The organism is Polynucleobacter sp. Tro8-14-1, from assembly GCF_018881655.1.
Lineage (GTDB): Bacteria > Pseudomonadota > Gammaproteobacteria > Burkholderiales > Burkholderiaceae > Polynucleobacter.
The window spans coordinates 63,955-89,646 of record NZ_JACVPX010000005.1 but is presented as its reverse complement, the minus strand read 5'-3'; the positions used below and the strand labels follow the sequence as shown (position 1 = coordinate 89,646).

At 46.4% G+C, this 25,692-nt stretch carries 25 protein-coding genes and 1 pseudogene; 12 read left to right on the top strand and 14 right to left on the bottom strand.

Annotation, left to right across the window (positions count from 1 at the left end):
* Positions 1 to 39: 39 nt before the first annotated feature.
* The 3 genes from ICN34_RS06750 to ICN34_RS06740 form a co-directional block, all read right to left on the bottom strand.
* On the bottom strand, positions 40 to 2,949 hold the full coding sequence (locus ICN34_RS06750; RefSeq protein WP_370623985.1) for a ribonucleoside-diphosphate reductase subunit alpha: 2,910 nt from the start codon (positions 2,947 to 2,949) through the stop codon (positions 40 to 42).
* Positions 2,950 to 3,280: 331 nt separating this feature from the next.
* Positions 3,281 to 4,099, bottom strand: a complete 819-nt coding sequence (ampD, locus tag ICN34_RS06745) for a 1,6-anhydro-N-acetylmuramyl-L-alanine amidase AmpD (RefSeq protein ID WP_255407138.1) — start codon at positions 4,097 to 4,099, stop codon at positions 3,281 to 3,283.
* A gap of 3 nt (positions 4,100 to 4,102) precedes the next feature.
* Positions 4,103 to 4,951, bottom strand: coding sequence for an inner membrane protein YpjD (locus tag ICN34_RS06740; protein ID WP_216121572.1), 849 nt, complete (start codon positions 4,949 to 4,951; stop codon positions 4,103 to 4,105).
* 20 nt (positions 4,952 to 4,971) lie between these two features.
* On the opposite strand from ICN34_RS06740, the gene ffh reads away from it, so the two are divergent.
* Positions 4,972 to 6,354 carry a signal recognition particle protein gene (gene ffh, locus ICN34_RS06735; protein WP_216121570.1) on the top strand — a complete coding sequence of 461 codons (1,383 nt, stop codon included), beginning with the start codon at positions 4,972 to 4,974 and terminating at the stop codon, positions 6,352 to 6,354.
* Here the strand turns inward: ffh and ICN34_RS06730 are convergent, their stop codons facing one another.
* Positions 6,355 to 8,097, bottom strand: a complete 1,743-nt coding sequence (locus tag ICN34_RS06730; RefSeq protein WP_216121568.1) for a proline--tRNA ligase — start codon at positions 8,095 to 8,097, stop codon at positions 6,355 to 6,357.
* A 48-nt stretch (positions 8,098 to 8,145) separates the two neighbouring features.
* On the opposite strand from ICN34_RS06730, the gene ICN34_RS06725 reads away from it, so the two are divergent.
* Entirely contained in the window at positions 8,146 to 8,745 is a 600-nt protein-coding gene (locus ICN34_RS06725) for an RNA pyrophosphohydrolase (protein WP_072583366.1), read from the top strand.
* Entirely contained in the window at positions 8,742 to 9,305 is a 564-nt protein-coding gene (locus ICN34_RS06720) for a CNP1-like family protein (protein WP_216121566.1), read from the top strand. Before ICN34_RS06725 ends, ICN34_RS06720 begins: the two co-directional genes overlap by 4 nt.
* A gap of 38 nt (positions 9,306 to 9,343) precedes the next feature.
* On the opposite strand, the pseudogene proB reads toward ICN34_RS06720, so the two are convergent.
* From proB to rplU, 4 genes and pseudogenes are all read right to left on the bottom strand, one after another.
* A pseudogene (gene proB, locus ICN34_RS06715) lies at positions 9,344 to 10,114 on the bottom strand (glutamate 5-kinase); the annotation flags it as partial.
* A 21-nt stretch (positions 10,115 to 10,135) separates the two neighbouring features.
* Complete coding sequence (gene obgE / locus ICN34_RS06710; RefSeq protein ID WP_072583369.1) at positions 10,136 to 11,224, bottom strand: GTPase ObgE; 1,089 nt, start codon at positions 11,222 to 11,224, stop codon at positions 10,136 to 10,138.
* Positions 11,225 to 11,312: 88 nt separating this feature from the next.
* Positions 11,313 to 11,573 carry a 50S ribosomal protein L27 gene (rpmA, locus tag ICN34_RS06705; RefSeq protein WP_011902041.1) on the bottom strand — a complete coding sequence of 87 codons (261 nt, stop codon included), beginning with the start codon at positions 11,571 to 11,573 and terminating at the stop codon, positions 11,313 to 11,315.
* A 19-nt stretch (positions 11,574 to 11,592) separates the two neighbouring features.
* The gene (gene rplU / locus ICN34_RS06700; protein ID WP_011902040.1) at positions 11,593 to 11,904 is read right to left on the bottom strand and encodes a 50S ribosomal protein L21; all 312 of its coding nucleotides are present in this window, start codon (positions 11,902 to 11,904) and stop codon (positions 11,593 to 11,595) included.
* Between the two features lie 75 nt (positions 11,905 to 11,979).
* Here rplU and ICN34_RS06695 point away from each other — a divergent pair, with 75 nt between their 5' ends.
* Positions 11,980 to 12,984, top strand: coding sequence for a polyprenyl synthetase family protein (locus tag ICN34_RS06695; protein ID WP_072583370.1), 1,005 nt, complete (start codon positions 11,980 to 11,982; stop codon positions 12,982 to 12,984).
* Here the strand turns inward: ICN34_RS06695 and ICN34_RS06690 are convergent.
* Positions 12,981 to 13,916, bottom strand: a complete 936-nt coding sequence (locus tag ICN34_RS06690) for a glycine/sarcosine/betaine reductase selenoprotein B family protein (protein ID WP_072583371.1) — start codon at positions 13,914 to 13,916, stop codon at positions 12,981 to 12,983. The genes ICN34_RS06695 and ICN34_RS06690 overlap by 4 nt on opposite strands.
* A 56-nt stretch (positions 13,917 to 13,972) precedes the next feature.
* Here ICN34_RS06690 and ICN34_RS06685 point away from each other — a divergent pair, with 56 nt between their 5' ends.
* Entirely contained in the window at positions 13,973 to 14,740 is a 768-nt protein-coding gene (locus ICN34_RS06685; RefSeq protein ID WP_072583372.1) for a fumarylacetoacetate hydrolase family protein, read from the top strand.
* An 85-nt stretch (positions 14,741 to 14,825) separates the two neighbouring features.
* Here the strand turns inward: ICN34_RS06685 and ICN34_RS06680 are convergent, their stop codons facing one another.
* Complete coding sequence (locus tag ICN34_RS06680; RefSeq protein WP_216121564.1) at positions 14,826 to 15,845, bottom strand: 2-dehydropantoate 2-reductase; 1,020 nt, start codon at positions 15,843 to 15,845, stop codon at positions 14,826 to 14,828.
* Positions 15,846 to 15,950: 105 nt separating this feature from the next.
* On the bottom strand, positions 15,951 to 17,366 hold the full coding sequence (locus ICN34_RS06675) for a sodium:solute symporter family protein (protein ID WP_072583444.1): 1,416 nt from the start codon (positions 17,364 to 17,366) through the stop codon (positions 15,951 to 15,953).
* A gap of 118 nt (positions 17,367 to 17,484) precedes the next feature.
* Here ICN34_RS06675 and ICN34_RS06670 point away from each other — a divergent pair, with 118 nt between their 5' ends.
* Entirely contained in the window at positions 17,485 to 18,459 is a 975-nt protein-coding gene (locus tag ICN34_RS06670; protein ID WP_202816838.1) for a squalene/phytoene synthase family protein, read from the top strand.
* A gap of 6 nt (positions 18,460 to 18,465) precedes the next feature.
* Here the strand turns inward: ICN34_RS06670 and ICN34_RS06665 are convergent, their stop codons facing one another.
* Positions 18,466 to 18,978 (bottom strand): methylated-DNA--[protein]-cysteine S-methyltransferase, encoded by a 513-nt coding sequence (locus ICN34_RS06665; RefSeq protein ID WP_216121562.1) that lies wholly within the window; start codon positions 18,976 to 18,978, stop codon positions 18,466 to 18,468.
* A 118-nt stretch (positions 18,979 to 19,096) separates the two neighbouring features.
* On the opposite strand from ICN34_RS06665, the gene ICN34_RS06660 reads away from it, so the two are divergent.
* Genes ICN34_RS06660 through zapD form a run of 6 tightly spaced genes read left to right on the top strand, consistent with a single transcriptional unit; the run spans position 19,097 to position 24,407 of the window.
* Positions 19,097 to 20,389, top strand: a complete 1,293-nt coding sequence (locus ICN34_RS06660; RefSeq protein WP_072583375.1) for an HlyC/CorC family transporter — start codon at positions 19,097 to 19,099, stop codon at positions 20,387 to 20,389.
* On the top strand, positions 20,386 to 21,465 hold the full coding sequence (locus ICN34_RS06655; RefSeq protein ID WP_216121560.1) for a GspE/PulE family protein: 1,080 nt from the start codon (positions 20,386 to 20,388) through the stop codon (positions 21,463 to 21,465). The genes ICN34_RS06660 and ICN34_RS06655 overlap by 4 nt, the downstream gene beginning before the upstream one ends.
* Complete coding sequence (locus ICN34_RS06650; protein WP_216121558.1) at positions 21,456 to 22,502, top strand: type II secretion system F family protein; 1,047 nt, start codon at positions 21,456 to 21,458, stop codon at positions 22,500 to 22,502. Before ICN34_RS06655 ends, ICN34_RS06650 begins: the two co-directional genes overlap by 10 nt.
* Positions 22,502 to 23,002, top strand: a complete 501-nt coding sequence (locus tag ICN34_RS06645; protein WP_072583378.1) for an A24 family peptidase — start codon at positions 22,502 to 22,504, stop codon at positions 23,000 to 23,002. The genes ICN34_RS06650 and ICN34_RS06645 overlap by 1 nt, the downstream gene beginning before the upstream one ends.
* On the top strand, positions 22,957 to 23,643 hold the full coding sequence (coaE, locus tag ICN34_RS06640; protein WP_216121556.1) for a dephospho-CoA kinase: 687 nt from the start codon (positions 22,957 to 22,959) through the stop codon (positions 23,641 to 23,643). The genes ICN34_RS06645 and coaE overlap by 46 nt, the downstream gene beginning before the upstream one ends.
* Before the next feature lie 11 nt (positions 23,644 to 23,654).
* Positions 23,655 to 24,407 (top strand): cell division protein ZapD, encoded by a 753-nt coding sequence (gene zapD / locus ICN34_RS06635; protein ID WP_072583379.1) that lies wholly within the window; start codon positions 23,655 to 23,657, stop codon positions 24,405 to 24,407.
* On the opposite strand, the gene ICN34_RS06630 is transcribed toward zapD, so the two are convergent.
* A complete protein-coding gene (locus tag ICN34_RS06630; RefSeq protein ID WP_072583380.1) occupies positions 24,404 to 24,820 on the bottom strand; it encodes an NUDIX domain-containing protein in 417 nt (138 codons plus the stop codon). The two genes, zapD and ICN34_RS06630, sit on opposite strands and share 4 nt — an antisense overlap.
* A 10-nt stretch (positions 24,821 to 24,830) precedes the next feature.
* On the bottom strand, positions 24,831 to 25,688 hold the full coding sequence (locus ICN34_RS06625) for an ATP-binding protein (protein WP_083564267.1): 858 nt from the start codon (positions 25,686 to 25,688) through the stop codon (positions 24,831 to 24,833).
* Between the last annotated feature and the right edge of the window lie 4 nt (positions 25,689 to 25,692).

The following is a 25,692-nucleotide window of genomic DNA, read 5'->3' as shown; positions in this document are numbered from 1 at the left end:
TTCTCCTAATTCTTCTATTCCGACCAATAAGCAAATCGCTTATTGACATGCTTCACATTCTTCGAAACCAGCATCGCCTGGGCGCATTGTGCAAACTGGGCCATCAGCTTCTTGTGCAGCTGCTGCATCCGTACCATTTACGCCACCACCGCTAGAAACAGAGTTCAACTGACCACTAGCAACGGTTGATTTTTCAACGTGAGTTGCAGCCATTGTGCGGAGGTAATAAGTGGTTTTCAAGCCACGCAACCAAGCCAACTTATAGGTGTCATCCAATTTCTTACCGGAAGCGCCACCCATGTAGATGTTGAGTGATTGAGCTTGGTCGATCCATTTCTGACGACGTGAAGCAGCTTCAACCAACCAACTTGGCTCCACTTCGAAAGCAGTTGCATACAAATCACGCAAATCTTGTGGAATGCGGTCGATTTTGGATAAGGTGCCGTCAAAGTACTTCAAGTCAGCAATCATCACTTCATCCCAAAGACCACGATCTTTCAAATCGCGCACCAAGTACTCGTTTACCACTGTGAATTCGCCTGAAAGGTTGGATTTCACAAACAAGTTCTGGAATGTAGGCTCGATGCAAGCTGAAACACCAATAATATTTGAAATCGTAGCTGTTGGCGCAATTGCCACGCAATTGGAGTTGCGCATACCGTGTTGCTTGATACGTGCACGTAAACCACTCCAATCCATAGTAGAGGAGTTATCCACCTCTACATAACCACCGCGCTCGGCCGCCAACATGGCTACTGAATCCTGCGGGAGAATGCCGCGATCCCATAAGGAACCTTTGTAGGTGCTGTAAACGCCGCGCTCTTCAGCCAATTCATTGGATGCTTGGTATGCGTAGTAGCAAACTGCTTCCATTGAAGAGTCAGCAAACTTCACAGCCTCATCGCTAGCATAAGGAATACGCTGCATATGCAAGCAATCCTGGAAGCCCATGATGCCCATACCCACTGGACGGTGCTTCAAGTTGGAGTTACGCGCTTTAGCTACTGCATAGTAGTTGATATCAATCACGTTATCCAACATACGCATTGCAGTACGAACAGTTCTTTGGAGCTTCTCGTGATCCAAAATCATCTTGCCATTGGCATCTGTAGTCATGTGAGCAGTTAAGTTCACAGAGCCCAAGTTACAAACCGCAATCTCAGTCTCGTTTGTATTGAGGGTGATCTCAGTACAGAGGTTAGATGAGTGAACTACACCGACATGCTGCTGTGGGCTACGAATATTGCAAGGATCTTTGAAAGTAATCCATGGGTGACCAGTTTCAAACAACATACCGAGCATCTTGCGCCATAACTGTTGCGCTGGAATACGGCGGAATGGCTTCAATTCACCACGATCCGCTTTTTGCTCATAGGCAACATAAGCCTCTTCAAATGCTCTACCGAATTTGTCATGCAAATCTGGAGTGTTGGATGGCGAGAACAAAGTCCAATCGCCACCTTCCATTACACGCTTCATGAACAAATCAGGAATCCAGTTTGAGGTATTCATATCGTGGGTGCGACGACGGTCGTCACCAGTGTTCTTACGCAACTCCAAGAACTCTTCGATATCTAAGTGCCATGTTTCCAGGTAGGCACAAACTGCGCCCTTACGCTTACCACCTTGGTTCACAGCAACAGCAGTGTCGTTCACTACCTTCAAGAATGGCACAACACCCTGTGATTTACCGTTAGTTCCCTTGATATGGCTTCCCAACGCACGAACGTTAGTCCAGTCATTGCCCAAACCACCAGCAAACTTAGACAACAAAGCATTTTCTTTCAATGCTTCGTAAATTCCATCCAAATCATCATCTACAGTCGTCAAGTAGCAGCTAGAAAGCTGTGGACGAGTAGTTGCTGAGTTGAACAACGTTGGTGTGCTGGACATGAAATCAAATGTAGAGAGGATTTCATAGAACTCGATTGCACGACGTTCGCGATCCATCTCATTCAAAGACAAACCCATTGCGACGCGCATAAAGAAAGCCTGTGGCATTTCAATACGACGCTCTTCAATATGCAAGAAATAGCGGTCATACAAAGTTTGCAAGCCGAGATAGTTAAATTGCAAGTCACGGCTGGCATTCAAGGCTGCAGCCAAGCGTGGCAAGTCAAACTCACGCATGCGTGGGTCCAGCAACTCAGCAGAGATACCTTCATTGATGTACTTCGCAAAGTAAGTGCTGTATTCAGCTTGTGTATCGCCTTGCAATACTTCCTTGCCAAAGATTTCTTTACGAATCACGTGCATCAAGATGCGTGCTGTTACTTGGCTGTATGCCGGATCTTTTTCAATCAAAGTACGGGAAGCCAAAATAGCGGAGTCATACACCTGCGCCATTGGTACGCCGTCGTACAAGTTCTTGATAGTCTCAGTAATGATTGGAGTAGCGTCAATATGAGTACCCAAACCTTCGCAGGCCGCCTCAATCACAGTACGCAAAGCGGCCATATCAAGCCACTTCTCAACACCGTTGTCAGTTACCTTGATGCCAGACTCGCCAGCTTGATTCGCAGTTTGCGCTTCCTGGGAAACTTCTTGCTGAGCAGCACGCTCTTGATTGCGCTTTTCACGATAGAGAACGTAAGCACGAGCAACGTTGTGCTCACCACTACGCATCAAAGCCAATTCAACTTGGTCTTGAATATCTTCGATATGGAAAGTTCCGCCATTTGGGCGACTACGCAACAACGCGCGCACAACAGAGTGGGTCAACTGCTCTACTTGTTCGCGAACACGTGCTGATGCAGCACCTTGTCCACCATTGACCGCTAAAAATGCCTTCGTTACTGCAATCGCAATTTTGGATGGCTCAAATGCTACAACTGAGCCATTACGGCGAATAATTTTGTAATCAGACAATTGGGTTGCCTGCGTGCCACCAACACCACCAGCCACAAAGCTGGCAGAAGGAGCTTGGTTTACCGCCCCTGCAGGACTCATTCCTGGGTTATTCGCTCCAGCTGGTTGGCCTGCTGTCTGTGGATTAGCGTATGTCATGTTGCTCCTGCGTATATATATAGTTATTTGGACAAAATATCGTTAAAAAACAATGGGGTATTGCTGGATTCAAACACTACATCTAGTGTCTTGAAGTGCATTAGGCACTAAGTATAGGGAAATATTTGATAATTGGTAAGCCATTTATGACAAATATTTATTAGTACTTTTACTAAGTTTTCCACTTATTTTGGGGTCATTTTGGTGCGAATTTTTTGGCCCGTTTTAGACAAAGGCTAAAAAAGTAAGCGTACGCTCACATACAAAAGGAAGACTATCGAGGGCTTAGACCAAAAGGCAGTCGTTCAAGAGGAATGCTTGTCTCTTTTTGGAACTTTTTCCAGTCAAAATAAATTCCAGGATCGGTTTTGCGATCAGGCGCAATGTCGCTGTGTCCCGCAAATTGCAAATGAGGATATGTGACTGCCAATTTCGCAATGAGATTTACCAAGACTTGATACTGAGCAACTTCAAATGGCGAATCGCCATCCCCCTCCATCTCAATACCAATCGAAAAGTCATTGCACCTTTCCCTGCCAAAAAATGATGAAACACCAGCGTGCCAAGCCTTGTACTGCGTAGAGACAAACTGAATTAAATCTCCAGAGCGGGCAATCAAAAAATGGCTGGATACCTTTTGATCGGCAATCTCAGCAAAATAAGGATGCTTGTTAGGGTCCAGCTTATTTTGGAAAAAATCAACAATATGCTGACTAGACGATTGATTTCTGAATTCACCTGGCGGAAGACTAATGTGATGAATCACAACTAGATCAAGAATAACATTTTCTGGTCTAAGGTCTTGGTTAGGTGAAATTCTCCATTGCGCATCGCCAACCCAACCATCCGAATCTAGGGCATGAAGATGTGCTTTTGAGCAATAAAAACGGTCTTCACAAGTGAATGCTTCTGACTTAGGTAAGTGCACCTTACAGCACTGACACTGCACCATCACCTCCGGTACAGTCACCTTCTCAGGCTTATTTCTATTGGGTTTAGGGGAGTTTTCTGCGTTGAACTGTGCTTGCTTCTTACCCTTAATCCAAAGATAAAAAAGGCCAGCCCCTGCAAATAATAAAAGCCACTTAAACAATGGTTAAGCTCTCTGCAGAATGACTTCAACTACAAAACGACTGCCGACATATGCAAGCAACAAAGCGGTATAAGCACTTAATACCCATCGAATAGCAGCTCTGCCACGCAGCCCCACTCGCCAACGCGCTATCAAAAGACCGGCAAACAAAAACCAGGAGACCAAAGCAAAAATGGTTTTGTGATCAAACATTAAAGGTTTGCCAAACAGCGTTTGCGAAAAGAGTAGGCCTGAGAAGACCGTCAAACTCAAAAGTGCAAAACCAACATAAAGCAAATTGAACAAAAGACTCTCCATCGTCATGAGCGGAGGTAGATCCTCCAACCAATGAGCAAGGCGGCCATTCGGAATGATTGCCAACTGACGATGCAACGCGCGATCCTGAACGCTCATGAGCATGGCATGCATCGCCGCCAGACTCAGTAAGCCCACTGAAACAGTAGCCACCACGAAGTGCCCCTTAAACCAAGGATCTGAAACCGCTTTAGGTGAAAGTAAGGTTCCTGGAAAAACAGTCGGCAGAAATGCACAAATGAGCGCAAACATTAAGGACATCCAACGTAAGCTTGAGATAGGTAAAAACCAAGATTGAAACCAATAAAAGGCTAGGCCAACCCAAGCAATCAAGGATAAATCTTGCGCAAAACCAAATACAAAGCCTTGGGGAGTGAAAACTGAGTCATGCAATTGCACCCCATGAATCACCAAAATCACAAAAATAGCAGCCTGTACCAGAGCGCTAGAGAGTCCAGACTCCACGCCGCTCTTGGCTTTGAAGCTCAAAACCAGCAAAAGCACTAAATAAAGTGCAGAAGGGAGCCATCCGTAACTTGAGTAACCTAAAATATCCATCTGGAAAGTCTAATCGATAAATGCTAGAAAACCTCACCGACCGCCTATCACGCGTTGTTAAAACAATGCGGGGCCAAGCCCGCCTCACTGAAAACAATACTGCAGAAATGCTGCGGGAAATCCGTTTAGCCCTGCTAGAGGCCGACGTAGCGCTGCCAGTAGTGAAGTCACTACTTGAGCAAATCAAATTTAAAGCCCTTGGCGAGGAAGTGGTTGGAAGCCTCAGCCCTGGACAAGCTTTGGTTGGCGTAGTTCAACGTGAGCTCGCCCAAGTCATGATGGGCGACACCAATCAAAGTGGCGAACTCAATCTCGCTACCCAACCTCCCGCAGTCATCTTGATGGCCGGCTTACAAGGTGCGGGTAAAACGACATCGGTTGGCAAACTCGCCAAGTGGTTGCAAGAAAAAAAGAAAAAGAAGGTTCTGACTGTTTCTTGTGACGTCTATCGTCCAGCTGCGATTGAGCAACTAGAAACTGTTACCAAGCAGGTTGGCGCCGAGTTTTTTCCGAGCGACATTAGTCAAAAACCAAATGACATTGCTGTAGCTGCCCTAGATTGGGCACGCCGCCATTACTTTGATGTAGTGATTGTGGATACTGCAGGACGTCTTGGTATTGATGAAGCGCTCATGCAAGAAATCAAAACTTTGCATGCCAGCCTCAATCCAATCGAAACCTTGTTCGTAGTTGACGCCATGCTTGGTCAAGATGCCGTCAATACCGCTAAAGCCTTCCATGAAGCGCTCCCACTCACCGGCGTGATCCTAACTAAGCTAGATGGTGACTCTCGCGGTGGTGCGGCGCTTTCAGTACGCCAAGTAACCGGTGTTCCACTCAAATTTATCGGTGTCGCCGAGAAGATGGATGGTCTAGAGGCATTTGATGCTGAACGCATGGCCAATCGCATTCTGGGCATGGGCGATATTCTGGCTCTAGTTGAGCAAGCCCAGCAACACGTTGACGTTGCCAAAGCAGAAAAATTAGCTAGCAAGATTTCTAAAGGTGGTTTTGATCTAGAAGATTTTCGAGATCAACTGATGCAAATGCAAAAGATGGGTGGCATGGCGAGCTTGATGGACAAATTACCCAGCCAAATGGCGCAAGCTGCCTCCAAAGCAAATCTCAGCAATGCAGATAAACAAACTACGCGTATGCGCGGCATTATTGATAGCATGACTCCTCGCGAGCGCAGAAAGCCTGAATTACTTAAAGCCAGTCGTAAGCGTCGCATTGCTGCCGGCTCCGGCGTAGAAGTGCAAGAGGTCAATCGCCTGCTAGCTCAGTTCGAGCAAATGCAAACCATGATGAAGCAATTCAAGGGTGGAAAAATGGCGCGCACCATGGCCACCATGGCTGCAAAAGGAGCCGCCAAGGGTATTGGCGGGCTCTTCAAGAAATAATTAATTAACTAAGCTCTTTGCTGCTTGAACTGCAGCAATCACTTTTGCTTTGATGTCATTTAGTGGGATGTTCTGGGACTCTGCATCAGTCCTGCCCTTAAATTCTACTTGAGAGTCTGTCAAGCCACGATCGCCGATCACCACGCGGAATGGTGCTCCGATCAGTTCCCAATCAGCAAACATCGCGCCTGGGCGCTCATTCCGGTCATCCAGAATCACATCAATTCCAGCCGCTAATAGCTCGTCATGCAACTGATCGCATGCGGCTTTAACTGCTTCTGATTTCTCGTAACCCATTGGGCAAATGACCACCTCGAACGGCGCCATTGAGATTGGCCAGATAATGCCTTTCTCGTCATGACCCTGCTCAATGGCAGCACCAAGCAAACGAGTAACGCCAATCCCGTAACAACCCATCACCATTGGCTGAGCTTTGCCCTGTTGATCTAAGTAAGTGCAACCCATTGCTTCCGAATAACGAGTGCCCAATTGAAATACATGCCCGACTTCAATACCGCGGCAAATATCCACAACCCCTTTGCCATCCGGTGATGGATCGCCCATCACTGCGTTACGAATATCCAGCACCAAAGGCTCAGGCAAATCACGACCCCAGTTCACGCCAGTCAAGTGATGACCAGCATCGTTAGCGCCACAGACAAAGTCAGCCATATTGGCAACGGTGCGATCAGCAACAACAGTCACTTCAGCACTCACCCCAACAGGACCTAAATAACCTGCTGGTGCATTGCAAGCTTGTTTAATTTCTGCTTCAGTAGCAAAGCGTGATTCTGTCATGCCAGGAATCTTGCTCGCCTTCACTTCATTAAGCTCGTGGTCGCCACGCACCAGCAACATAAATAGTTTGGCCGGACCTTTTTCTTGATCAGCAGCAAACAATAATGACTTTACTGTGCTCTCAAGAGGAATATTTAAGAGCTTCGCTACATCTGCGCAATTTGTCTTGTCAGGCGTTGGCACTTTGGCCATCGCAGCAGTTGCAGCGGCACGTGTAGCAATTAAAGCTAAAGACTCAGCCGCCTCTAAATTAGCTGCGTAGTCAGAGCTAGGGCAATACACAATCGCATCTTCACCAGTATCAGCAATCACGTGAAACTCTTGACTACCAGAGCCCCCAATGGCGCCATTGTCTGCGGTTACTGCACGGAACTGCAGACCCATACGCTTAAAGATACGGGTATAAGCATCAAACATGATTTGATAGGATTTCTTGAGACCCTCAACATCACGATCAAATGAGTAAGCATCTTTCATGCTGAATTCGCGACCACGCATGATGCCAAAGCGCGGACGACGCTCATCACGGAACTTAGTCTGTATCTGATAAAAGTTCACTGGCAATTGCTTGTAACTCTTAATCTCATTGCGAGCCAAATCGGTAATCACCTCTTCAGAGGTTGGCTGAATCAAAAAATCACGATCATGGCGATCCTTGATGCGCAGCAACTCCGGACCCATCTTTTCCCAACGACCAGTTTCTTGCCACAATTCAGCAGGCTGAATCATTGGCATGAGTAATTCAATTGCGCCAGCACGATTCATTTCCTCGCGAATGATGTTTTCTACTTTACGGATAACCTTCAAACCTAGCGGCAAATAGTTGTAAATGCCTGCGCTGAGCTTACGAATTAAACCTGCACGCACCATAAGTTTGTGCGAAACCACCTCAGCGTCGGAGGGGGCTTCTTTTAGCGTGGCGAGAAATGATTGTGATGCTTTCATGTATGGATATAATCAAATCGTTGATTTTAAAGGATTTGAGGCACGATCATGCTTGACCGTGAAGGGTATCGCCCGAATGTCGGCATTGTCCTCCTCAACAGCCGTAACGAGGTTTTCTGGGGAAAACGCGTTGGGCAGCATTCGTGGCAGTTCCCGCAGGGCGGGATTCAGCATGGTGAAAGCCCTGAACAGGCTATGTACCGCGAATTGCAAGAGGAGGTTGGCTTACTGCCGGAGCATGTCCAAATTATTGGACGCACCAGGGATTGGCTTCGCTACGACGTCCCTGAGGAATACTTGCGCCGTCAACACGCCACTCGGGTCCATAGGGCAGCATACCGTGGTCAAAAACAAATTTGGTTTCTCTTGCGTCTAGTAGGTTTAGATAGCGATATCCAACTTCGCGCTTCAGAACACCCCGAATTCGATGCTTGGCGCTGGGTCCCCTTCTGGATTCAATTAGATGCCGTCATTGGCTTTAAGCGTGAAGTTTATCAACTCGCGCTTTCAGAATTAGCGCGTTACCTCTCTCGAGGCATGCGCATGCACCAGCTTGCCTGGGGATCTCCTCTTGATTTAATTCAGTCTTTTTACGATAGCTCTCACGAACATCCGAAAGACGACAACCCAAACGATCAATCCACATGACTATTTCTTTGAAGCGCTTTTACCTCTCCTGCTGTACCGCAATCCTCGGCCTTGCATTATCTTCATGCGGAGGGGATGCTCTAATTAGTGGGGAAGATCCTTTTGCACCTATGGTGTTCAAAGAGGGCACTACCGCCATGCCCCTGAATCCGCCAAACCAATCTGCCTTAGTGCCCTTTTACGCTTCTCAGCGCACTATCTTTAAATTTGCAGTGGATACTGACTCGATACTAATTGGCGCAGATGGTGTCACACGATATATTGTTGTTATTAGCAGCCCCAGCGGAAGCCAACAAACGCAATATGAGGGTATTCGCTGCGATTCTTTTCAGTGGCGTCTCTATGGCACTCTAGAGAACGGTGTTTGGAAAGAAAATCCTTTGGGTAGCTGGAAAAATATTCAAAGCGATATACCCAATCGCTATCAGGCTTCGTTAGCGCAAGGGGCTTTTTGCAACTTTAGCAATCAAGAAAAGAACATCAAAACCATTTTGCATTCTCTTAATCCGAATGGCTTTATTGGCGGGCAAAAGCCAACCAATTCAAACGGTATTCAATAAAAAGTTGAGATCTACGTACGTGGCGCTTACTTAGTACTCAAGTAGGTGCCTATTTTCTCGCCCGCCATTAAGCGAGTAAGCACATGAGGTTCGCGCCCAGAGGCAATCACGGTAGCTGCGCCGGTTTGTACGGCAATCTTTGCAGCCAACACCTTAGTCAACATACCGCCCTTACTGAGCTCACTAGCGGCACCGCCCGCCATTTTTTCTAAAGCAGGATCTCCCGCAATAGCATCCGCAAGCAAGGTGGCATTTGGATTTTGACGTGGATCTGCAGTAAACAGACCGCCTTGATCAGTCAAAATCACCAAAAGATCTGCATGAATTAAATTGGTTACTAAAGCGGCAAGGCTGTCGTTGTCACCAAACTTAATTTCATCGGTTACTACTGTGTCATTCTCGTTAATGATGGGAACTACGCCCAACTTCAACAAAGTATCGAGGGTGGCTCTAGCATTTGCATTACGTTCAGAGTCGGCCAAGTCTGCGTTGGTTAGCAAGACCTGAGCACTGCGGAGATTGAAACGCGCAAAACAGCTTTCATAAACCTGAACCAAGCCCATTTGACCAACTGCAGCAGCGGCTTGCAGTTGATGAATTTCTTGTGGACGCTTAGTCCAACCCAGACGCTGCATGCCTTCAGCAATAGCACCTGAGCTCACCATCAATACCTCATGACCAGCCTTTAATAGCCCAGCCATTTGCTCAGCCCACATTGCAATCGCAGCATGATCCAAGCCTTCACCATTATTGGTGACTAGGCTAGATCCTACTTTGACAACAATCCGTTGAGTTTTTTTAGCGTTCATGGCAAAAGGCGAATGAAATATTTAATCTGGTTTTTTATCTTCTAGCTGGCCTTGATAACGCGGATCTTGAGCGCGCTCATCCGCATCATCTCGGTCACGACGTACAGAATCCAAATAATCCTGCAAGGAATAGCAAAGCTTATCGCAACCCAAGCCTGTTAAGGCTGAGATCTCGAAGACAGGGCCTTTCCATTTAAAGCGCTTTATAAAGTCAGCAACTACCGTCTTGCGATCTTCTTCTGGAATCATGTCCACTTTATTTAAGACTAGCCAACGTGGCTTCTCAACCAAAGCTTCGTCGTACTTACGCAATTCATTCACAATCGCTACAGCATCTGCTACTGGATCAATATTCGCATCAAATGGAGCAATATCAACCAAATGCAGCAAAACCCCTGTGCGTTGCAAATGGCGCAAGAAGCGATGACCCAGACCAGCGCCTTCAGCCGCACCTTCAATCAAACCAGGAATATCAGCAATTACAAAACTGCGCTCAGCTCCCACACGCACTACACCCAAATTTGGATGCAAAGTGGTAAATGGATAATCCGCAATCTTTGGACGCGCATTCGAAACTGCAGTAATCAAAGTAGATTTACCCGCATTCGGCATACCCAATAAACCAACGTCGGCCAATACTTTTAATTCGAGCTTCAGCTTACGACGTTCACCTTCTTTGCCATTCGTCTTTTGACGTGGCGCTCTATTCGTACTGCTCTTAAAGTGAATATTGCCCCAACCACCAACACCGCCCTGCGCCAAACACAGGCGCTCACCATGAGTAGTTAAGTCAGCAATGGGTTCACCAGTTTCATAGTCGGCAATGATTGTGCCAACTGGCATCCGCAACTCGATATCGTCACCGGCTCGACCATAGCAATCGGCGCCACGACCAGGCTCACCATTTTTTGCAGTGTGTGTTTTTGCGTAGCGGTAATCAATCAGAGTGTTGATATTGCGATCGGCTATTGCCCAGACGCTGCCGCCTTTGCCGCCGTCACCACCATCAGGTCCGCCAAATTCAATGAACTTTTCGCGGCGCATAGAGGCACTCCCGGCACCACCTTGCCCAGCTATCACTTCAATACGTGCTTCGTCTATAAATTTCATGAATAAAAAAGGCCTCGCTTAGCGAGGCCTGTTCCTAAGAGTTAAATTCGGAATAAATCTGAATCAAACGTGTCTCAGTCAGGCTACCTTATGAACGAGGCAAGACTGAAACTTGGGCCTTCTTCAAAGCACCCTTAACGCCGAATTCCACTTGTCCGTCAATCAAGGCAAACAAAGTGTGATCCTTACCAATACCAACGTTAGCACCTGGATGAACACGTGTGCCACGTTGACGAATGATGATGCTGCCAGCATTAATATGCTCGCCGCCAAATACCTTAACGCCTAAGCGTTTCGATTCTGAGTCGCGGCCATTTCGTGTTGAGCCGCCGCCTTTTTTCTGTGCCATATCTTTCTCCTACCCTGAATTAGGCTTTAATCGTGTTGATCAAAATTTCAGTGAAATTCTGACGATGGCCTTGGTGCTTTTGATAATGCTTGCGACGGCGCATCTTAAAGATTGTCACTTTATCGTGACGTCCCTGGGAGACGACAGTGGCCATCACAGCTGCACCATTAACCAATGGATCACCTAATTTCAGTGAAGCGCCTTCGCCAACGGCGAGGACTTGGTCAAGAGTGATTTCGCTGCCGATTTCCGCTGGTATCTGTTCTATTTTCAATTTTTCGCCTGCAGCAACTTTATATTGTTTGCCACCGGTTTTTATGACCGCGTACATGGTTTGAAACCTCAATTAATATCTACATTCAAGCTAATCCACCCTGGACCAGCTAAGCCGATTATTATATCTTGCATGACGAGCACTGTCAAAACCAATGACTTAAGCCAAATTCTGGCCCCAATTGCCTTAGATTTCAAGGCCTTAGACGAGGTTATCCGTCAGCGTTTAGCCTCAAAAGTCGCCTTAATTGACCAAATCTCGAGCTATATCATCCAGGCTGGCGGCAAGCGGGTCAGGCCTGCCCTACTGATGTTGGTAGCCAAAGCCTTAGCCAATGGTAAAGAAACACCCCACACCCTAGAAATGTCGGCTGTAGTCGAATTCATCCATACAGCCACCCTGCTTCATGACGATGTGGTGGATGAGTCCACTCTCAGAAGAGGTCGTGAGACTGCCAATGCCGCTTTTGGCAATGCGGCCAGCGTTCTAGTGGGCGACTTCTTATATTCCCGAGCCTTCCAAATGATGGTTGGCCCAAATGACCTTCGAGTCATGCAAATTTTGTCAGACGCAACCAACACGATTGCCGAAGGCGAAGTTTTGCAACTTCTCAATATGAATGACCCAGAAGTGGATGAAGCAAGTTATTTGCAGGTCATTCGCTACAAAACAGCCAAGCTTTTTGAGGCCTCTACTGAGCTAGGCGCCATCTTAGCTAATGCCACCGATACACAACGGGAACAAGCCGCTGCATTTGGACGTCACATCGGTACGGCTTTTCAGTTAATGGATGACTTACTGGACTACACCGCTAATGCTGCACAGATGGGAAAAAATGCTGGGGATGATTTACGCGAAGGTAAGCCTACGCTGCCACTGATTTACTTACTAGAGAATGGTAGTAACGAAGAACGTCTTTTGGTACGCGCAGCAATTGAGCAAAACCAAGATTTACCAGATGATGTGTTTGCGCAAATCCTTGCCGCCGTCCAAAATTCTGGCGCTCTAGATTACACCCAAGCTGCAGCAAAACGTGAAGCAGATCTCGCTTTGGCCTGCCTAAAAGACTTCCCGTCAAACGAAGCCAGTGCTGCATTAGAAGCTCTGTGTGCCTACTCTCTTACGAGACAAACTTAAGTTCCCAAAGTATTCAATCTGAGTTCACGCGCAGTCATTCGCACCTGTTCCGCCTCTTCACGCAAACGTGCAATTTCTTGCGGTGATAACTGCTCTAGATTGGAATAATCCAATTTCCACGATGGATCTTCCGACCATACCAATGGTGATTGAACCGTTGTGCGGGCTGCAGGAGCTGACTCTAAAAGCCGCAAGGCCAACTCAAAATTTAAATCTTGTGAAGAAACGTCATTTGGTTTTGCGGCGGCATTACCCAAGGGAAAATCACTAAATAAGAACCGCGGCACTCCGCAATACTCAACGATATCTTTAGCGGCGCCCATCACGACTGTTGAAATTCCTGCAGTCTCTAAATAACGCGCTAATAAACTTTGGCTCTGATGACATATTGGACAATTCGGAATTAATACCGCCACATCCACACCATCAGCTTTCAGCATTTCTAAAATGCGAGGAGCATCAACCTCTAGTGTGTGGCGCTGACTCCGATTGGTCGGCAAACCATAGAAGTTTTCTGAAACCGCACCTATCCTTCCAGCTGTAAGCGCTCGTTTAGCAGCGTCCAGTGGGAACCAGCAATTACCGTCTTCCATATTGGCATTCTTGCGATCAACCCCCACATGGGCAATTCGTAAATCGATACTTCCTTCGCTCGACTGTTGATAGGGCTGATAAAACTTGGCTGCAGCATTGTAAGGAGCGCCCTGGCCTTGAGGTCCTTTACTGGGGTCATGAGGAACGGCGGTAGTAATGAGACCCAAGACAGATTGTGCAAGTGGCTTTTTCAGCGGAGTAAATGGCACATCAACGTAGTGAGCCCATACATAAGGATGCTCATAACCCAAACCCAAGTAGTAACTGCGGGTTCGATCTATATAGCGAATCGGCTGATCCTGTTCTGGTGCAAATATGAGCTCAGAAGCCTTAGACATCAATTCATCCCTGTAAGATATTGCATATCAAATATTTAACATCATAGGAACTCATTATGGCTCAGTGGCTTAGATTTCAGCATCAAGGAAAAGGTGGTTTAGGGCAAGTAGAGGGCGACCAAATTGCAGTGTATGAAGGTGATTTATTTAAAGCTCCTAAGCCCACTGGTGAATCGCTCAATCTTGCTGATGTAACGATTGACATCCCATGCACCCCTTCTAAGATGGTTGCCATGGTCGATAACTTCCATGCACTAGTAACGAAGCTTGAGCATGCCGTACCTACAGAGCCTTTGTACTTTCTCAAAGGTAACAACTCCTTCTTGGCAGCCAACCAAGTGATTCGAACTCCCAAGTCCTATTCCGGAAAAGTCGTTTATGAAGGGGAGCTTGGTATTGTGATCGGCAAACGCTGTCATGAAGTAGATGAGGCGGAAGCAGCTAAAGCCATCTTTGGCTACACCTGCATCAACGATGTCACCGCCATTGAAATCCTGAACCGCGACCCTGGTTATGCACAGTGGACTCGCTCTAAGAGCTTTAATACCTTTGGCGTATTCGGCCCTTACATCACTACCGATGTAGATCCGAGTAAGCTAACGATCAAAACCATTCTCAATGATCAAGAGCGTCAAAACTATCCGATTGCGGATATGATTTTCGCGCCCGAAAAATTAGTGAGTCTGATTTCCCATGATGTACCGCTTGAAGCTGGAGACATCATTGCCTGTGGCACTTCCGTTGGCGTTGGTTCCATGAAGCCTGGCAGCAATGTCAGCATCATTATTGATGGCGTTGGCCAACTAGATAATCGCTTCGAGTAATACTTCGAATAACTTCTAGCGCTAAAACAAAAACCCTTGCTATGTTCAGTAGCAAGGGTTTTTTATATGGAGAAACTTTACTTTTTTAGTAGCCCGATACCGATGGCAATGCCAAACTTCCCTTAGAAGCCTGAACGTTTTCATCCAAGTACTTAGTCAAAGCAAATACAGTATTTAAGCAAGGTGTTGGGGTTTGGGTGATCTTGCCTAACTCAATCACCGACCCTAACAAAGCATCAATCTCCAAGCTACGGCCCGCTTCCAAGTCTTGCAACATCGAGGTTTTGTGCTTACCCACTTTTTCAGCGCCAGCGATACGACGCTCGATATCTACACGGAAAGTCACGCCCAACTTCTCGGCAATCGTCTGCGCTTCGGCCATCATGTTGCGAGCCAACTCTTTGGTCAATGGGTATTGGCAGATGCCTTCCAAGGTTCCATGCGTCAGAGAGCTAATTGGATTGAAAGTCATATTGCCCCAAAGCTTGAGCCAGATCTCCGAACGAATGTCATCCAAAATTAGAGACTTAAATCCAGCTGAGCCCATCATCTCCGATATCTTCTGAATGCGCTCAGTAGTCTTGCCGTCCAACTCACCCAGTGGGAAGCGATTACCTTCAACGTGACGAATGACACCGGGAGCCTGCGTAAAGGTTGCTGGATAAACGACGCAACCAATAATGTTGTCTGGGTTTATGGCATTCTTAGCAACACCACCAGCATCTACCGTTTCTACTGCATGATCTTGATACTCGCCGCTTAACTTCTGGAAATACCACCAAGGAATTCCGTTCTGCATTGGGATCAAAATAGTTTTGGGACCCATGATGGCCGCCAAATCATCAATGATCGGCTCCACTTGATGAGCCTTCACCGCAAGAATCACAACATCAGGAGTTTCGGCATCACCAATTTTTTCCACCGCTTTAACTTGGGCAACCAAAGGCTCTGGTTGGTCATCCATAATTAAAGCCAGACCACGCTCTTTAATTGCGGCCAAAGTAGCACCGCGCGCAACAACCGTTACCTCATTGCCCGCTCGCGCCAACATGACAGCTAAGTAGCCGCCAATAGCGCCACCCCCGCCGATCACACAGATTTTCATAGGAACTCCATAAGAATAAAAAATTTTGTATTACTGTCATATTAGAGGAGAATATTTTGCGGTGCAACATTTTCTTATTTGCATTATTTTTAAGCAAATGATGCTCTAAACGGCTTTTAATGAGTCTTTTGGTACCAGGCTTCCCAAAATCATGCCGACAATGCTGGCAAATAGACCGGCTAATTGGGGCGGTAAAATGGCATTCGGAGCCAACATCTCACAACTAATCCAGATGGTTAAACCTCCAACTACAGCCAATAATCCCCCCAAGGAGTTAGCTCTAGGCCAGTACACCCCAAACGCCAATGGCACAAAGGCGGCAACCAGCGTCACTTTATAGGCGCTCTCTACCATCTTAAAAATAGAAAGCTCCGAGTTCACCGCAAAGAAAGTGACCACCACAGCAAAACACAAAACCGTAATCCGCATGACCTTTAACAAATCATGATCAGATAAATGCTTGAAAAAACCTCGCACAATATTTTCAGCAAAGGTTACCGATGGCGCCAATAAGGTAGCGCTGGCACAGCTCTTAATAGCCGAGAGGAGTGCGCCAAAGAACATCACTTGGGCAATGAGTGGGGCATGGTTGAGAATTAGCTTAGGCAAGATCATCTGTGGATCGGTGGAGAGATATTCCTTGACCAAATCCGGGCTAATTAAGGTTGCCGAGTAAGCCAAATACATCGGCACAAAAGCAAAAATAAAATAGAGCACGCCGCCCAGCAGAGCTGCTTGGACAGCAATGTTCACATTCTTAGATGAGGTAATTCGCTGAAAGACATCTTGCTGCGGAATAGATCCCAGCATCATGGTGCACAAGGCGGCAACGAAGCCCAAGATTGAGGCTAAATTCATATCCGGCCAGAAGTTACTAAATTGGCCAGCAGCGGCTGCATGCTCAATCACCACGCCTATACCGCCAGTCTGCGAAGTCATCTCACCACCGATATAGAGCATGCCGACCACAATAATGATCATCTGAATGAAGTCCGTAATAGCAACCGACCACATTCCGCCAAATAAGGTGTAGATCAATACACTAGCGGCACCAATCATCATGCCGCCCGTCTGAGAAATGCTTCCTTCAGACACAACATTAAATACCAGGCCCAGAGCTTTAATTTGCGCAGCAACCCAACCCAAGTAAGAAACAACAATACAAAGGGTTACTAAAACCTCAACTGTGCGGCCATACTTCTCGCGAAAAAAATCACCGATAGTGAGCATGCGACGGTTATAAAGATGGCGAGCAAAAAAGAGTCCCACCAAAATTAAACAAAGAGAGGAGCCAAAGGGATCTGCAACCACTCCCCCCAATCCTTCTTTTAAAAAAGTGGCCGGAATTCCTAAAACAGTTTCAGAGCCAAACCAGGTCGCAAATACGGTAGCGGTAACAATAGGCAAAGGCAGGCTATGACCAGCCGCAGCAAAGTCAGCAGTATTTTTGACTCTTAGGGCTGCCCATAAGCCAATGCCGACTGAGATAACCCAGTAAATAATGACAAACCAAATTAGCACGCCCAAATACTCCTTGTGAAATTTGATGAAATTATATGGCTATGTCACTTTTGGCAGTTAGCAAAAAGTACCAATTTGGATCACTCCAAGTTGAGCATCGGTCTGACATAATTCAAGAGTGAAAACACCCGAACAAATCCCGACATTCAGTCCATCAGCCGATCTGGCCTACCAAAAGGCTATTCTGGGTTCCGTCTCACGTACTTTTGCCCTTACCATCCCCCTTCTACCCCTAAGCATCGAAAAGGTAGTCGGCAACACCTATTTGCTGTGCCGCATTATTGACACTATTGAGGATGCCGCAGATTTAAGCCCACAGAGCAAGCAAGCTCTTTCGGCGCTATTTGTAGATGCAGTGCTTGAGAAGGCTCCAGTTGAGACATTTGTTGCGCCTTGCCTCAATGCATTAAAAAATTACAGCAATCAAGATGAGTTGGATTTAATTTCTCATACACCTACTGTTCTGCGAATTTTGCATACCTGCTCTACCCAGGATCAAGCAGCAGTCAGTCGTTGCGTTTCCATCATGTCTGAAGGAATGTCTTTTTTCCATGGAAGACAAAACCAAGCCGGCCTTCAAGATCTTGCTGAGTTTGAACAATATTGCTATGTCGTGGCAGGTGTAGTCGGCGAACTGCTAACAACTATCTTTAGCAATCATTCTCAAGCCTTCAAAGAAAAAATGGCGGGGCATGAAAATTTGGCAATCGCATTTGGTCAAGCGCTACAAATGACCAATATTCTTAAAGACTCACCAGAGGATAAGGCTCGTGGGGTCTCCTGGAAGCCAATCAATGTTAGTCATGAAGCACTTCTAAGGCTGGCCTATAAAAAGCTCCAGGAATCTCTGCATTACATTCTGTTGATTCCTAAACAGGAACAGGGCATGAGACGTTTTTGCTTCTTGGCTTTTGGCTTAGCGGTAATGACTCTGTCAAAGGTTGCAGATCGCAAAGAATTCGATAGCAAAGATGAAGTAAAACTTTCCAGAAACACCGTCATGAGTTTCTATGGCTTTACAAAGTGGGCCGTTAAAAGCGATGTGGTGATGAAGATTTTTTTCAGTCTTAGCAGCAAATCACTCGCTAGATAAGCAAACCTACAAAGCACCTTCATGCCTTAAAAGCCAAAGCTTGATTTGGCGATACAGGCCTGGGGAGTTTTCTTTCATAAAGCCACCAATACCTTGAGCAGACACCACTCGATGGCAAGGCGCTATTAGAGGGTAGGGATTAGCACCGCACGCTGTACCTACTGCACGCGCCCCACTCTTGATCTTTTTAGCTACATCACCATAGGTTCTTGTTTTACCAGCAGGTATATCTTGAATGCTAGCCCACACTTTTCTTTGATGCTCAGTACCCGCAGGTTTTGTGGGTAAGTCAAATTGCCAATGAGGGTCCTGAAAGTAAGCCTTACACTGCCGCGCAACCTCTTTAGCCAGTTGATTCTGTGGAGCGATTAAAACCGTGTTGGCTGGCAAATAATCCATTCTAGAAAGCATCAGGCTACCCTCCGCCATTTCCGTCGAAATGCCCAGACACCCGAAAGGTGCTGCAATAACACAGTAGTTAGCGCCATTTGAGCTCAAAGGGGTTGGTATGGAAGCCATATCAAGTGATTCTCACATAAATAAACAAGAGGGATGACAGACCTTTATTCCATGGCTATAGCTTGAGAAATGCCACTTTGCTATATTGACTCATCCTTACTTTTTTCAGGCAGACCTCATGGACACCTTTTTTGACGATTGGCCGCTTTACAGCCAAGTTACTCTAGTCCTATTTTTACTTGCACTCTCTGGTTTTTTCTCGATGGCAGAAACCAGCATGCTGTCCTCCAATCGTCACCGTCTACGTGCAATGGCCAATGGTGGCAATGCCGGTGCAGCGCTAGCTGAGAGACTCCTAAAGCGCATTGACTCCTTGTTGTCAGTGCTACTGATTTCGAACAACCTGATCAATACCGTTCTTCCCATCCTGGTTACGGGGATTGCTCTGCATATTTTTGGTGATAGCGGTCTCGTACTCTCAATTGCTACTTTAGTTGTCGCCCTACTCATCATTATTTTTAGCGAGATTACCCCGAAGGTCATTGGTGCCGCTTTTCCAGAAAAGATTGCCTCCAATGTTGGCTGGTTTATTTTGCCCCTCACATTTGTATTGAAACCGCTGCTTTGGTTTATCAATAACTTTGTTTCTGGTCTTATGAAGGTATCTGGCCTGCAATCCTCTTCTGATAGCAGGGCTATGAGTAAAGAAGAGTTACGCAGCCTTGTTTTGGAGTCAAATCGTTTTGTCTCCAATCATCATCGCAACATCCTGCTCAACCTGTTCAACTTGGAAAACATTACCGTTGATGATGTGATGACACCCAGGTCCAAGATTGAGATTTTGGACCTCTCAAGACCTATTGATGAAGTGGTCCAACAATTGGAGACTTGCTATCACAATAAATTACCCGTTTGCGATGGTGACTCTGAGCGTATTGTCGGAATCCTTTCTGTCAAAAAGGCCTTGTCTTTGCTGGGTGATACCGACCTTAAGCATGAAGACTTTAAGGTGCTATTGAATGAGCCCTATTTCATTCCAAGCAGTACCCCCGTATTGCAGCAAATGCAATTTTTCCAAGATAACCAACAACGCTTAAGTTTGGTTGTAAATGAATATGGTGAAGTTCTAGGGCTAGTGACTTTTGAAGATATCGTGGAAGAGCTCATTGGTGAATTTACAACCTCTTTCTCCAACCTCTCAACTGATCCTCATTGGCTCCCGAACGGAACCTATCTAGCAACAGGTGGAGCCTCACTACGAGATCTGAATCGCTTACTCAACCTTAGTCTCCCTTTAAATGGTCCACGCACCTTAAATGGACTCATTCTCGAAAAACTCGAGGCCATCCCCGATCATGATGTCAGCATTCGCATTGCTGGCATCGTTATGGAAATTGTTCAATTTGACGAGCATGGTGTTAAAACAGTGAAGCTTTATCGTCCCGCCATTCGGACTCCAGAACAAGATTGAGCATTACCACTGATGACTCACTGATCATTCGCACTTGGTATGAAATCGCTACATATGCCCTAGATGCTAGAGCGAGTGATATTCATATAGAGGCTGGGGCCCAATCCACACTCATTCGTATTCGGGTAGATGGCCTGCTACAAATACAGTCGCATTACCCGATTGAATTTCACGATCGCCTCATCACACGCATCAAAGTTCTGGCGCGCTTAGATATTGCAGAAAAACGCCTGCCGCAAGATGGACGGCTTGGCATTGGCCATAACTTTTCCAAGCCCAATATTGATTGCCGGGTTTCAATCTTGCCAACTCTTCATGGGGAAAAGGCGGTTGTTCGCATACTGCCCAGTTGTATAGAAGAGCTTGATCTTCAAGATATTGGGCTGCTCTCGGAACAACTCGAGATATTCCATCAAGCCCTTGCTCAATCCAACGGGCTGATTTTAGTGACTGGGCCGACTGGGAGCGGCAAGACTCGAACGCTCTATAGCTGCCTGCGTCAGCTCAATCAAAATCATCGCAATCTTTGCTCAATAGAAGATCCCATTGAAATTCGTCTTGCTGGAGTCAACCAAGTGGCCTATCACCCGCGGGCAGGGTTGGATTTTCCAACGATCATTCGCGCCCTTCTTCGACAAGATCCGGATGTCATCATGATTGGAGAAATCCGAGATGCCGCTACAGCTCAGCTTGCTATTCAGGCGGCACAAACTGGACATCTCGTTCTCAGCACCTTGCATACCCGCAATGCTTGTGGGGCAGTTCCTAGACTTGGCCATCTAGGAGTAGATCAACAATCTCTGGAGTCCTGTCTCTTAAGCGTCAGCTCACAGCGTCTCGTGCGCAAAACTTGCGCACAATGTCTTGGATTTAAGATCAAAAATAACGTGCCATGTTCATTCTGCAAAGGCAGTGGCTACCTTGGGCGTATTGGGGTTCATGAAGTACTAAGCAAAACCCATTTGTTTAACTCGTCTACTTCATACCTCAGCATGCGAGATGCCGGATTAATTCATATGCAATCAGGCCTTATTAATCAAGCAGTCCTAGATGCAGAAGTGGGCACATGGCATTAAGTAAGCAGAATCAACTTCATTTTGCCGAGCAACTTGTAACATTGCTAGAGGCAGGCCTAGCACTCCTCAATGCGATTGAACTTATTTATTCAACCGCCCCAAAGGCCTGGATTCCTTGGGTGACTAGCATTCACACCCAGCTCAAAAAGGGTGAAAGTTTTTCTCAATGCTTGCGCGCTCAAGAAAATCTATTTTCTATGGAATTTATTAATCTCATACGCGTCAGTGAGCGTACTGGTGACTTTCATCTGGCGCTAAAAACCATCTGCCAGCAACTTGAAGCTCAAATTGAATTGCGTCGAAAAATTCAACAGGCAATGAGTTATCCAGCCATCACTCTTACTAGCTCTTGCCTTCTAGTGATAGTGATGATGATTTGGGTCGTGCCAGTCTTTAAGGATGTTTTTGCTCATTTTCAAGCCGAGTTGCCAGCCCCGACTAAAGTGTTAATTCAGGCATCCTCATGGTTTGAAGCGTTCTACCTTGAAATAGTGATAGCCCTCATTGGCTTTGCTGCGCTCTTTAGCCTTGCTTGGTCTAGGATCCCCAAAATTCAAAAATATTGCGATCGACTGAGCTTCTCTATACCCATGATTGGCCAGCTTCTCAGATTGGCAACGCTTACTTACTGGTGTCGGACATTAGGTCATCTCCTAAAGTCTGGATTACCCCTTCCAGATGCATTGAGGGTTACCGCACAATCATCCAACCACTGGCTCAGCCATGATTTCAGCGCTGATATATTCAAACACCTCACTCGCGGCTGGTCACTCGGAGATGCCATAACAAAAGCAGATCCCAAGCACCTACTATTTGATCAGGAAACATTGCAGCTCTTACGAATAGGATCTGAAAGTGGTGCGCTCGCTGAAATGCTGCAAAAGCGCGCATCGATATTGGGCTCTCAATTAAGCAATCGCTTAAATACCCTAAGCCAAAGCTTGGAGCCCCTGTTAATCATTATCGTTGGACTCATTATTGGAAGTCTGGTCATAATCTTATATCTCCCCATCTTTAACCTAGGACAGATTGTTTAATGGGTAATTTTGTTTTGCTCGACTGGATCCGAATATCCCTGATAGCGATCTTGGTGTACTTAGCGTATTACGATTTGCGCACCTTTCGTTTGCCTGATGTCATCACCTTACCGCTCATCTTGCTGGGCCTCTTATTTAATAGCCTTTCAAATCAACGCTTTATTTCTTCTCAAGACGCAATTATTGGAGCGATCCTAGGCTACTCCTGTCTTTGGCTCCTCAACCTTCTTTATCGGACGGTCAAAAAGCAAGATGGGATTGGAATGGGTGATGCCAAACTATTGGCAGCCTTGGGTGCTTGGCTTGGCTGGTTTGCATTACCCAGTATTTTGCTAATGGCATCCCTGACTGGACTGATTGGCGGCATTATCTGGCTGCAGTGGAACAAACAAAGTCATCGCTCAGCTTTTCCGTTTGGCCCTTTTCTAGCTATTGCTGGCATTATTGAGTTGTTATGGCCACAAACCCTACAAACCCTCCTTCTGAGCAAGCTGGTCTAGGCATCCTCAAAGGGCATGTACCCTTTGTAGGTCTTACTGGTGGCATTGGCTCAGGAAAGACCGCTGTGAGCGATCAGCTCGCTCAACTGGGCGCAGGCATTGTCGACACCGATCTCATCGCCCATCAGATCACCGCCCCAAATGGAGTGGCTATCCCCTGCATTCAAAAGCAATTTGGTTCTGAGTTTGTTGATTCAAGCGGAGCGCTAGATAGAGTCAAGATGCGTACATTGGTCTTTGCCAATCCCGAAGCTAGAAAGTCTCTGGAAGCAATCACCCACCCCCTTATACGGGAAGAAACCATTCGGCAAGCCAAACAGCTCATAGAAGATAAGGCGCCTTACCTTGTTTTTGTAGTGCCCCTGTTGATTGAATCTGGCAATTGGGCATCCCTTTTGGATTACCTCGTAGTAGTGGACTGTCTAGAAGAAACTCAAATTGAACGTGTGATGCAGCGCAGCAAATTACCCCAAAACGAGGTAGAGAGAATTCTGAAGGCTCAAGCCAGCAGAGAAGAGCGTATTACCAGGGCGGATATGGTCATTGAGAATCAGGGCCCTCTTGAGAACTTAAAAACTGAAGTTTTAAAGTTGAACGAAAAAATCTTACAGATTCAGAAAGATCGAACCAGTTCGTCATAGAATATGGGCTTGTGATTGTCTACGAATACCCCTTTAACGAATTAGTTCGAAGCATGCTTCGACTGGAGTATTTGTTCGCCCGCTTCAACCACTTTGTCCGCTCTGATGACCCAGAATTGCACCACAATGCCATCTCTGTTTTATTTGATCTTGGTGACATCGGTGCACGCGGTGACATCAAGTCTTTACTACTCAAAGAATTTGAGCGTCAAAAATATGCGCTTAATGGATTGAAGTCGTCACAAAAGGTTGATCAAGAGGCGCTGACACAAACTCTTTCAGAAATTGATTCCGTGGCTAGCAGTATTAATCAATCAACCGGCAGACCCAACTCTGTGATTACTGAAAGTGAATGGTTAAATGCGATTCGCACCAGATTAAATATTCCAGGCGGTACCAGTCCAATTGATTTGCCTAGCTATCATGCCTGGAAAAATAGTCCATCATCTGAGCGACGTGAGTTGCTTGAAAAATATGTTGGGCCGCTCTTGCCATGGCATGAGGCATGCCAATTATTTTTACGACTGTTACGTCAATCAGGCGAGGCTAAAGATGTGGTTGCGCACAATGGATCTTTTCAGCAAGCTCCATCTGGCAAGGTGTATCAGTTAATGCGTATTGCCGTAGAAGATGATGCTTTGTTTTCTGAAATTAGCGCAAATAAATATTTACTCTCAGTTCGCTTCTTAAAGTCCGAACGCGATAAAAAAGCACAGTTGGTAAGTGCTGACGTGCCATTCAAACTCACCCTCTGCCAGTTTTAAGTCAAAAGGGCTCTTAGCCTTTCTAGCATGGGCCAGGCGGCCGGCAACAAGGGTTCAACACTGGGCTTTTCGGCAGCAAGCAACTCCCACGATAAGGCTTGATTCTCACAACCTTTGGGAACCCCTCTCCAATCGCGAATAATGCTCACATGTAAGCGAACATAGGCATGCGGGTAATCATGCTCCAGAATAGTAAGTTCTTCACTTGATTGAATATCAATGCCGAGCTCCTCTTGAAGTTCACGCTTCAGCGCCTCGAAAACCGTTTCCCCTTTTTCGATTTTTCCGCCTGGAACTTCCCAATAACCAGCGTAGGGTTTGCCTTCAGGTCTCTGCCCTAAAAGATAGCGGCCATCAGAATCCAGCAAGATTCCTGCTGCCACTTCAGTAACTGGGCGCTTGATTTCACTCATCAAAAAGATCTTAAGCTTTTGAACCAGCCCAATGCTTAGCGAATTGCCAAGCAACGCGACCTGAGCGTGAGCCACGCTCCAATGCCCAGACCAAAGCTTCTGAACGCGCCGCTTCAATTTGCGCAGCACTTAAACCAAAATGCTGCAACCAATGCGCCACGATCGCCAAATACTCATCTTGTTTTGGCGGGTAAAAAGACAACCAAAGACCAAAGCGCTCTGATAAAGAAATCTTTTCTTCAACCACTTCACCAGGGTGAATTTCACCATCGTCGTTATGAACGTATGTCTCGTTATCCTTCATATACTCTGGCAATAAATGACGGCGATTAGAAGTGGCGTAAATCAAAATATTGTCGACTTGCGCAGAAACAGAGCCATCTAAGGCTGATTTCATGGCCTTATAGCCGGATTCACCTTCCTCAAAGGAGAGGTCATCGCAAAAAATAATGAAGCGCTCTGGACGCTCAGCCAAAAGCTCGGTAATGTCTGCTAAATCAGCCAAATGCTCTTTCTCAACCTCAACTAGCCGCAAGCCTTGGCTGGCAAACTCATGCAAGCTCGCTTTGATCAATGAGGACTTTCCAGTTCCCCTGGCGCCAGTCAACAAAATATTATTAGCTGGCTTTTTCTGAATAAAGTTTTTGGTGTTATCGCGGATGGCGTCACGCTGCCGATCAATATTCTGCAAATCCTCAAAAGTAATATCAGCAACATGCTTTACGGGCTGCAAAAACCCAATGCTGCCAAAGATGCTATCGCGTCGACGCCATCTATATGCAGTAGAAGATTTCCACTGCTCCTCATTCAAGGACTTCGGTAAAAAAGTGTCAAGATGGTCTAAAAGACGGTCTAATTTTTCATTCATATTT